The sequence below is a fragment of the Christiangramia sp. 3-2217-3z genome (assembly GCF_051195275.1).
In the GTDB taxonomy this organism is placed as follows: domain Bacteria; phylum Bacteroidota; class Bacteroidia; order Flavobacteriales; family Flavobacteriaceae; genus Christiangramia; species Christiangramia marina.
In genome coordinates this window covers 1-10,194 of the sequence record NZ_JBNJLI010000014.1, presented here as the reverse complement: position 1 = coordinate 10,194, position 10,194 = coordinate 1, and the positions used below count along the sequence as shown (strand labels likewise).

The window sequence follows — 10,194 nt, the reverse complement described above, 5'->3', positions numbered from 1 at the left end:
GTTCTTATTCATTTTTCATCTTTTTCCAAATATACCCAAAATTGGTAACTTTCACAAGTTGAAAAATTACACCTAACGGTTACGGTTATCGCAAGTTGCGGGAGTAGGGACGTGGACTTGTCGGATTAACCAATTTCTTTCCTAGTTTCTAAAATTATACTTTTTCTACAATACCCGTAATTTGCGATTAACCGAAGTTGGCAGTAGTTTTATTATCGCTATTTATTTTTATAAGATTTTACTCAAAAATGATTGTTTCTTCTTGATTTTGCTCGTCAACGTTAATTATTCTAGTTAAAGAATTGTCTGAATTACTAATCGTAAGAGTAATGGTTGTACCTATTACAGCTCCAATACTAAAGCTCTTTGAATTATCGCTTTCAAAATTAATAGTGTCATCAAATTCTTCATAGCATAAAGAGTCAACTTCGAGGTTATTTTCGAAGTTCTTTATACAAACACCAATTATGTAATTATAATCTACTCTGTAATCTAATTCAGAATTGTTTAAAATTTTAATCGAAACTGAAGAAGTTGGTGTGTAAATAAGCGGCGGAAATTCTATTGACTCACCGATCGGATAATTAGAATATTCAAATGTATATTCTGTCAAATATTGATTAAATTCTTCTTTGACTCCTAGCTTAATTCCAGTATCGTAACTATTTCCTTCACCTTCAAAATAACCATTTTCATCAGTAATAAATTCAGCAATCTTTTGTTCAAAATTACTTTCTAATATGATTGTTTTGTTACTTACCGGATTACCTTGTAAATCGATTAAAGATCCTTTGTAAGTATTCTGACCAATAACATTAGGGTCGTCATCGCCTTTCCATCCATAATAGCATGATATTAGACTTGAACAAAAGAAAATTACTAGTGAAAAACTTATGGTCTTTTTGTAAATCGATTTCATAATTTTTTATGTTGTTTCCTAAATCATGTTGTAAAATTACTGCCAACGGTCCCGGCTATCGCAAGTTGCGGGAGTAAGGACGCGGATTTGTCGGCTTAGTAGTTTTGATAATTGGTCTCTAAAATAGCAATTTTCAGTCAACTACCCGTTATTTGCGATGAGCCGTTGTTGGCAACTGGCTTTACTTGTTTTTAAACTCGAACCATTTTTTTAGCATATAAACCTCATCTAATTTTTCTTTGTTTTTGAGGACTGCTACTTTTATGAAACTATCCTCGGTTGAAATATATTTTAGGTTAATATTATCCAAGCCGCTTGTATCATAATAAGCTCCATATTTACAGTTGAAAGGATTATTTTCTACCTCATTTGTGAAAATTGACAGAAGGATCATTTTTTCGGAGTAAATATCTTTATTTTTAAATCCAAATATTCGATGATCTCTTTTAATATTTGCAGTTAACGAAATTGAACCATTTTCTTTAATGGTAGCTTTTCCCATATATCGTGGATCAATTTTCTCAATAATTTTTATAGAACCATTACATGCATCACCCTCTTGTGTTCCTGCTACCCAATTTTGAAGGGTTTTAATTCGTTTTTCAGTGAGTTCTTGTAAATATTGTGCTCTACAGATTGGATGTATAGAACCATAATTTTTACTCGGATATGGCGGAAATTTCATCTCTAATTCAGCATCCCGAAATTGAATCCAAGCAAGTTGTGAACTTTTAAGATTTTGCAGGAATAATGTGTCGGTTTTGTAAATTGATTTTATTTTGTGGTAAACCTTATTTAATTTTTTATCAGACTTTTCAAATTCATCATAAGCTTGTTGATTCATCTCTGCTTGTGTTTGGGAGAAACAAGTAAAGCCTGAAATCAATATTAGAAATGCATAAGTTTTTTTCATAGAATTTTTCTGAAGCTTGTTGCCAACGGTCACGGTTATCGCCAGCAGGCGAAGTAAGGGACGCGGATTTGTCGGCTTAGTATTGGTTTGTTGGTCAAGTTAATTATTTTCTTTCTAACGGTGCCGCTTATTGGCGATGAACCGTTGTTATAAGCTGGGCGTTAATCGAAATTTTCAATCACTGTAATCAAAGAAATCGAATTCAATGGTATCGTAAACAGAAATATCTCCTAGGTTAACAAAGGTTCCTATCTCTATTTGTCCTTCAAATGGATCGAATAAGAATATACCTCCTCCAGCATTTGTACCTACTGTTATTCCAAAAGCGGGATGGATACTGTTTTCTCTTGCTTCAATTCCGATGGCAGGTTTTATAAATTCAAATTTAGATACCCTATCTTCATATATAGGATCATACCGTATTGAAGAGATTTTTTCATTCAATTGTTCAATTTTTTCTTTTGAAGAATAAATTTTTTTGTGCTCCAGTTTAAAAGCTATAATTGCAGAATTCATCTTATTATGAAACCTCTTTTTTATAAAATTAAATCTGTAAGTTTTTCTCTTTTCAAGTTGATTTGTCTTCTCTAAATCTTCTATTAATTGAATATCCGAACTCAGAATTTTTATATCATATTTACCAAAGATTCGTTTCCATTTTCTGATTAGCTTTATTTGTGCAAAATCTTCCTCTTTCCCGAACGTCAATGAAACGAAAGAGTCGCTTAGAATATATTTTTCTCTTATTCTTGTTGTATATTTTTGATTTTTTAAAGTAGTTGTTAAACTACCTAAATGTTCTTTTTTACTAAGATTGAACATTATTTATCTTCTTTATTTGATTTTCAATCAGCCTTGCTTATAACGGTCTCGGTTATCGCCAGTTGGCGGAGTGAGGAACGCGGATTTGTCGGCTTAAATTGGTTTGTTTGTCAAGTTAATTATTTTCTTTCTAACGCTGCCGCTTATTGGCGATGAACCGTTGTTCCCTGAAGTACCGTTTTAATTATATTGTTTTGAAATACTCTTTAAGAAGCAAAGCTTGTACTAGTTAATCGGTTGTGGTATAAACTCAATTCCTGTACAATTCTGTTTATCAATTTCCACCTTTAATTTTTCAGATACAAAATGTTTAAATCCACCTGAAACATGTCGTAAAGAAAAAAAATCTTCACCTATGGTAGATTTTAATATTACATTATTACAGAAAAATTTAATACGTTTTGATTTCAAATCACAATTCAAAACTTTTTTAAACTCATCAATTGTTCTGATTTCGATATTCTCCAAAAAAGTTCCACCCCCTAGCTTTCTTTTTCTTAAAACAAAATTTGATTTCTCGAAATCTATATAATTAAAACTGAAAGTATGCGAGTGCATTATCCAGTAATTTTCATAGTACTCATTTTTATAGATAATAGGAGCTCTAAAAAATTGAAATTTCGAATTAGAATGCTGCTCAAGTATATTTTTCAACTTAGAACTCATCAATAATTTCAAAGAAAATCCTATAATATATGCACTTACTAGATCAGTAATTTTAGCTCGTTTATGCAATATTGCATTTGATGTTATAACTTCACTATCTATTCTATCGAATTCGAATCTTTCAATAAATTTTGGATCATCCCAAATATGGCAATTATTTTTTGCAGTCTCTACTTGAGGATACTTTCCTATCTCCTTAACATTTAATGAATTACGAATCTCGAAGTATTTCATCAGTTAAATTTTAATGTTCAGTTTAATATTATTCATCGGTATTGCTGGGAACGGTCTCGGTTATCGCAAGTTGCGGGAGTAGGGACGCGGACTTGTCGACTTAACCATTTTCTTTCCTGGTCTCTAAAATTACACTTTTTCGATTTAACCCGTTATTTGCGATGAACCGATGTTGGCAACAGTATTTATTTAAAGTATAATCCTTTACCATCTAGTTTACCAAAATACTTTTCATATTGTTGAATAGCAAAAATATCCATCATACCTCCAATGTAATCGAGTACCATTCGAGTCCAATTATCTTCAATTCTATAATTTGCAGGTAGTAAAACTAAATTCTTATTAAATTCTTTGTCGGAATATAATTCGAACAATTTAGTTAGCACATGCTTCCCTAACTGTTCATATTCAATAATATCGGATTGCCTTTTGATAGCTTGAAACGTCAATGATTTCAAACCTTTGACCAACTTGCCTAGTTTTTTATAACCCAATTCATTATCAATTACATCAATATCCGTAACAAAGGCTTTAGCAAGTAATGAGCTCAATTCCTTTCTAAATAGCATTGAATATTCTTCTGAAGAGTTATATGTGTTTGATTTGCTAGCAAAATCTTTTGCGTTCTTTACGATAGCTTCAAATTCAGCCGTTACAGATTTAAATTTGTCGCTTATTTTAAATTCGTAAATTAATTCATCGATGGTAAAATATTTTAATTTTAATGCATCCTCAAGGTCATGAATTGCATATGCAATTTCATCTGAAATATCCATAATTTCACAATCAATGGTTTTTAGCTTTAAATCATAAGTGTCAAGCCATTCACTAACGAGTTCGTAATCCCTGTTGTATAAAAACTTTTTAATATCTGGTCCTTCCTTGACGTAGTATTTAACAACACCTAACATAGTCCTCAAGGTTAAATTTAAACCATTAAAATCATGATGTCTTTCTTCTAAAAGCCTCAAAGTTCTAAACGTCTGTGCATTACCTTCGTATGGATTTTCAATATCACAATTGCTGAGAAATATCTCACCCGCATGCCCAAAAGGCGGATTTCCAATATCATGAGCTAGTGAAACCGTTTGCACGGTAACTAAGTCAATTAATCCTACCTTTTTAGCAATTGTTTTAGCCATTTGAGCAACTTCTAAACTATGCGTAAGTCTATTTCGATAGAAAACTTGGCTCTTTGGTACAAATAGTTGCATTTTTCCTTGGAGTCTTCTACAGGAAGAAGAATATAGTACTCTGCTATAATCAATGTCTGAATCATCCCTAAATTTATAAGTATTACCCGGGTAGTCATCTTCAATCCTTATTTTTGAAATTTTCTTGAGTTCTAACTCTTTTTCTGATGCGTAATCTGATAATTTAGTCATTAATTGAATTTTTGTATAAATATTGTTGCTAACGGTCTCGGTTATCGCCAGTTGGCGGAGTAAGGGACGCGGATTTGTCGGCGTAGTATTTTGTTGTTGGTCAATTTAATTATTTTCTTTCTAACGCTGCCGCTTATTGGCGATTAACCGTTGTTGTTGCACGTTTAATTACTCTACACTAAGTTTTAAGTAATGATTGCGTCCAATGGTTATTGGATAAGAAATATACAATAGCCCTCCCAACGAATATAAAAAGATTAAATATTAATTTATATCAACTAAAAATGATATCCCTATAAAGATTACTTGAATAAGAATTAGGATCGGTAAAATCCACTTATTCTTAGTGAAGCCAGTCAATTCCACTGCTTTTGTTTCATTTTCTTTTAGTAATATTTCCTGTTCTTGACTACCGCACCAATCGATTTTTGCGTGCAGTTTATACTTTCCTTTTTCTAGATCAAATTCCTTCGTTTCTCCGTCCTCAATCGTTCCAATTTTTTCGTTATTTAAGTATATACCAATACTTCTTCCTCTATTGGCAAATTCAGATCGTCTATTTATTACTAGTTTACTCATTGATTTCGAACTTCTAAAATTAAATGTGCTACAACGGTTACGGTTATGGACAAGTAGTGGGATTAGAGACGCGAATTTGTCGGCTTAACCTTTTGTTTATTGGTTTTCTAAATTACACTTTTTCGGTAAAACCCGCTATTTGCTATAACAGATGTTGTGCTATCGTGCGAATAGACTGACTGTGTTACAAATCGATTGCTTTTAACTTCAAACTTGTAATTTTACTTAGAGTAACTTTAGTACACTCAATTTTATTTTGATCGAATAGAACAATATTTTTACCTTTTGTATCTAAAGAACTTCTAAATCTTATTCCGTCCGCACCTGTTTGAACCTTAATGAATTCACATATGAATTGAGTTGGAATGTATTCAATTTCACTGTCATATCTTCTCATCGGTTTTGATAAATCAATACTTATTTTCTCCCTTAATAGCCTGGCCTTGATGGTATCTTTAACCATTGTCGGTTGAAACAATGATGTATCTTCTGTGAAATCGACTATCCTTAAATCCTCAATTCCACCTTTAAGTTTAAAAGTTCCTACACTTAATTCATCTAAGTACGCAGCTCGAACTTCATATAAGGTTGTTTCTTTTGAATCGCTTAAATATAGGTAAGGAATTCCTAAAGGATTGGCTCTACCCCCAGAAGCTTTATTTTTGGGAGGACAAAGCATATCTGATGTACTTATAGCTGGCAAACCGCTCATATGATGAACTCTTGCTCTAAATAGTAAATCTTTAGATTTTAATTCATATTGAGTATTGAAAAATCCATCCCATCCTAAATCTTCTAATTGAGCAGTATTAATGAAGAATCTTTTTGACCATTTTAATTCTTCTTTAATTATTTCCCAATGATTATAATTTTCCTTTATTTCAGAAGTATAGTCAACTAAATCATCTGAACTAATTATTTCTGAAGAAATTTCAAATAAAACAGAATTTAAAATTTCAGTTGCTGTTCCACGAGATGCGAAAAAACTCCAATTTGATTGAATTTTGGATCTTAGAGGTTCCCCATCTTCTACAATTTGAAAATTTTCAAGAAGTTCTTCAAAAAAGTCGTAAAGTTCTTTAATATCTAGTAAGTGAACATCTTTGGAATTACAGATGTTACAATTACCTTTTTCCTCTGAAGTTGAGATTAATCCCTTGATTTCTGTATCAGAGAAGCAATTTGGGCAAACCTTCATTTATCTGTTACTTAGAAATTCTTGGATTATTAAGAGGTGGTTCTTCATAGCTATTTTTTTTACCACTCCTAATCCAGGATAATGCTGATGATTGTAATAATTTTCAAGTTCCTGTATTGCGGAATTATTTAGATTATTCTCTCTACAAAACATGACAGCTTTTTCCGCCGCTTCTGCAAATTTACCTTGAACGTTTGCAATTGAATCATTAGTATTTGAAGTGAAATGACGTATCCAGATTTGATTTTCTTCGTTTAGATAGGTTAAATGAATTACAACTGCTCTTGGAGTACTTCCGCCATCCATAAATTCACTTGGTAGAACAGTATAATCAGAAAAACCGGTGTAACCTTCATCTGAATAATATAAATGTTCTTCCGAAAATCTATGTTCTTGAATATCTAAAAAGTCACTATTCCTTACTTGCTTTTCAAACAAATCATCTAACCGTATATAATTTTTATTTAAATTTTTAATAAATCTATCTAGGGATCTATTCCTTCCCGGGTCATTAACGGTTATAGATGTTATTTGAGGAAAATTTACGATTTCTCGGAAATCGGTATCATCGTTGTTAATGTCGTTTTCGCATAACAACATCACATTATTCAAATTGTAATTTTGAATAGATTCTTCTATATAATTTTTATTATTTCTATAGTAAAATGCAGGAATTAATGTTTCTCCCTCTAATGTATTGATATAGTCTAGATAATAGTTATGATCTCCCGATCTTTCTCCAAATTCTGGATTTAAAATTAGGTAAGCTTGTTGTCCGAATTTCACAAATTGGCGAATAGCCAAATTCATATTATTGTGACTTTCCTTAACTGGTTCTAAAATAGGAAGAATGAAATTTTCTAATTTACCTTCCTTGGTCAATTCACGGAGAGCGATAAGTTCAAATTGTCTAGCTCTAAAAAGAGGATAATACATTTATTAATTCTTAATTGAAGATTTTAAATTCAAAATCATTTCTTCTTTTTGTTTTTTACTAAGCTTTAAAGATAAATTAATTTGATTAAATTCTTTATAATTTCTTTTAGAAAGGGTAGGATCAAAAAGTCTTTTTTTCATTTGATGTATAAAGAGCTTATTTAGATCCATCAAAGGAATCTGAAAAATTAATTCTTTGCAAATTTGATATTGACTGAAACTTGTCATTTTAGGAAGCGTTCCGAAATATTCTTTCACTATTGATTTGTATTCAGAAGTATGAAGAATATTCATTATAACACTTGCTTCAATGTTATGATTAACTTCTGCATTTCTGTATAACTTGAACTGCTTTGTACCACCTGAATCAAAAGTGATTATGCCAATTGAGTTATCAAACTTCTCGTATTCGAAAATTTTTGATTCAGGAACAACAACAAATATCTGATTGAAAGCTTGCTTATAATTTTCAAGTTGCAGTTCTAATCTATTGGATGTGTCTAACTCTGATTTGATCTCAAATGCTTTTGAATTCCCGTTAAACATAACCAAATCAGCGACAGCATTTCCAACTCTAAATTCATTGAAAATTTTTGATTGACAAGTTCCTAATTGATCGATTAGCCAATTGTTAAGAAAAGAATTTTTAAATATATATTCGTTTGGATAATTTTCTTCTAAAATTTTATAAAGATGTTTTAGATAATCAATGTAAGTAGCATTTTTATAATTTATCCATTTTCTATCATATCTATTCAATTTACTATCAATTGAATTGAAATCTCCTTTAATCCATTGTTTTGCTTGGCTCCTTGTAAATAAGGAAGAATAATCTCTTAACTGATTAATACTATAACCTGCATCTCTACTCATGTGGCTAATTTAGCTATTATTTTGTAGGTCTTAAAAAGGAACTTGAATTTTAATTTGGCATGGAGCACAACGGTTTCGGTTATCGCCAGTTGGTGGAGTAAGGGACGCGGATTTGTCGGCTTAGAACTGGTTCGTTGGTCAATTTAATTATTTTCTTACTAATGCTACCGCTTATTGGCGATTAACCGTTGTTGTGCAAAGTTATATTGTAGGATCTTGTTAGGAAATCCACATCGTAAGATGGTGAAAGCGAGTCCATTTCCCTTTAATTTTTCTAAATATTACTAAATCACCTGAACTACCAACATCAAAGTGATAAACACCATATATGTAGCTTATGGCCCACGTCTTGTCACAGTTAAAAATAGGTTTAGTCAACACTAAATAATTATTGCCGCTTTTCAGATGTTTATCAGTTTCATTTATTTTCACGACATTATTTTTCAGTTGTGAAAAATCAATTAAACTATCCGATTCATTATTTAGTATCGCTTTTTTTTTAGCGTTCTCTAAATTGAAATTATTTAGAAATAAGTTTATATCAGGCACATTACTAATTGGTAGTGGTTCCCAACTATTTTTCACGAAATTCTTTGTAAGATACTTGGTTATAATATCATTATCTAAGGCGTCAAATTTGTATTTTATATAAATCGTATCATCATTATTTAATCTTTCATTCAAGAGCTCATAGGTTTGGGCTTTCGCTAAACCGGTGAATAGAAATATAATTACTATAATTTTGTTCATTTTATTTATCATTTGCAATGTATATAATTTTGCACAACGGTTACGGTTATCGCAAGTTGCGGGAGTAGGGACGCGGACTTGTCAGATTAACTATTTTCTCTGTTGGTTTCTAAAATTACACTTTTTCGGAAATACCCGTTATTTGCGATGAACCGATGTTGGCAATAGTTATGATTTCGATCTCTTGAATCTATTACCATCTTTTAGGATTATTAAATTTTCCTTTACTTCTTCTATATCATACTCGTAAACTTTATTAGAAATAATTCTTGGACCTTGTGATTCTAGTACAATCTCTATAGTTTTAGATGAAGAGTTAGACAACTCGAACTCAAATATTTCATAGCCTACAAATAGAATCTTATATTTTTCTTTTTTTGAGCTACGCCCCTTTGAGATTATTGCTTCCCCATCTTCATTTGCTTGATAAGCTTTCTTTAAGTCGTAAGAATCTGACCCTAATAAAATGTTAGCTGGAAGTGGTCTCATGTTTAGATTTCCATCTAAAATCTCAAAGTGTAATTTTATTGAGTCTTTCTTATTTTGATTATGAACATTTTCAATTTTAATTTGGCTTTTTTGACTCGTTGCCACCTTATCAAATTTTAAAATAAGTTTATTAGATTTAAAACTAAAATCTCCGATTCCAGTACTCTCCATTCCCAAACAGCCATAAGTGTAAAATTTAAATTTGGTATTTTCTTGAAACTCAATACAGGTTGAATTGAATCCTCCATTTAATGAGCTACAAAACTTACCTTTAAGATCGCTTTGAGAATAGGTAAATGAAGCCGTCAATATTTGTAGTAAAATTATAAATTTCTTCATATCATAATTATTGCCAACGTTATCGAATAGGAACAGTAGGGGATTCTATATACGGATTTGTCAGATTAGCTTTCTGTTTGTTGATGATATC

Annotated in this window: 11 protein-coding genes; all 11 read right to left on the bottom strand. The window is 31.2% G+C overall.

Annotated features, from left to right (window positions below):
* Positions 1-238 precede the first annotated feature (238 nt).
* The gene (locus ACSHZO_RS15330; RefSeq protein WP_298248301.1) at positions 239-919 is read right to left on the bottom strand and encodes a hypothetical protein; all 681 of its coding nucleotides are present in this window, start codon (positions 917-919) and stop codon (positions 239-241) included.
* A 181-nt stretch (positions 920-1,100) separates the two neighbouring features.
* On the bottom strand, positions 1,101-1,832 hold the full coding sequence (locus ACSHZO_RS15325; RefSeq protein WP_298248302.1) for a lysozyme inhibitor LprI family protein: 732 nt from the start codon (positions 1,830-1,832) through the stop codon (positions 1,101-1,103).
* Between the two features lie 174 nt (positions 1,833-2,006).
* Positions 2,007-2,654 (bottom strand): hypothetical protein, encoded by a 648-nt coding sequence (locus ACSHZO_RS15320; RefSeq protein ID WP_298248303.1) that lies wholly within the window; start codon positions 2,652-2,654, stop codon positions 2,007-2,009.
* A 225-nt stretch (positions 2,655-2,879) separates the two neighbouring features.
* The gene (locus tag ACSHZO_RS15315) at positions 2,880-3,554 is read right to left on the bottom strand and encodes a hypothetical protein (RefSeq protein ID WP_298248304.1); all 675 of its coding nucleotides are present in this window, start codon (positions 3,552-3,554) and stop codon (positions 2,880-2,882) included.
* Positions 3,555-3,739: 185 nt separating this feature from the next.
* The gene (locus ACSHZO_RS15310; RefSeq protein ID WP_298248305.1) at positions 3,740-4,939 is read right to left on the bottom strand and encodes a deoxyguanosinetriphosphate triphosphohydrolase family protein; all 1,200 of its coding nucleotides are present in this window, start codon (positions 4,937-4,939) and stop codon (positions 3,740-3,742) included.
* 264 nt (positions 4,940-5,203) lie between these two features.
* Entirely contained in the window at positions 5,204-5,518 is a 315-nt protein-coding gene (locus ACSHZO_RS15305; protein ID WP_298248306.1) for a hypothetical protein, read from the bottom strand.
* A 184-nt stretch (positions 5,519-5,702) separates the two neighbouring features.
* Entirely contained in the window at positions 5,703-6,716 is a 1,014-nt protein-coding gene (locus tag ACSHZO_RS15300; protein ID WP_298248307.1) for an RES family NAD+ phosphorylase, read from the bottom strand.
* Positions 6,717-7,652 (bottom strand): sce7725 family protein, encoded by a 936-nt coding sequence (locus ACSHZO_RS15295; RefSeq protein ID WP_298248308.1) that lies wholly within the window; start codon positions 7,650-7,652, stop codon positions 6,717-6,719.
* Between the two features lie 3 nt (positions 7,653-7,655).
* On the bottom strand, positions 7,656-8,525 hold the full coding sequence (locus ACSHZO_RS15290; RefSeq protein WP_298248309.1) for a sce7726 family protein: 870 nt from the start codon (positions 8,523-8,525) through the stop codon (positions 7,656-7,658).
* A gap of 219 nt (positions 8,526-8,744) precedes the next feature.
* Complete coding sequence (locus tag ACSHZO_RS15285; protein ID WP_298248310.1) at positions 8,745-9,275, bottom strand: hypothetical protein; 531 nt, start codon at positions 9,273-9,275, stop codon at positions 8,745-8,747.
* 168 nt (positions 9,276-9,443) lie between these two features.
* The gene (locus ACSHZO_RS15280; RefSeq protein ID WP_298248311.1) at positions 9,444-10,103 is read right to left on the bottom strand and encodes a hypothetical protein; all 660 of its coding nucleotides are present in this window, start codon (positions 10,101-10,103) and stop codon (positions 9,444-9,446) included.
* Positions 10,104-10,194: the final 91 nt, after the last annotated feature.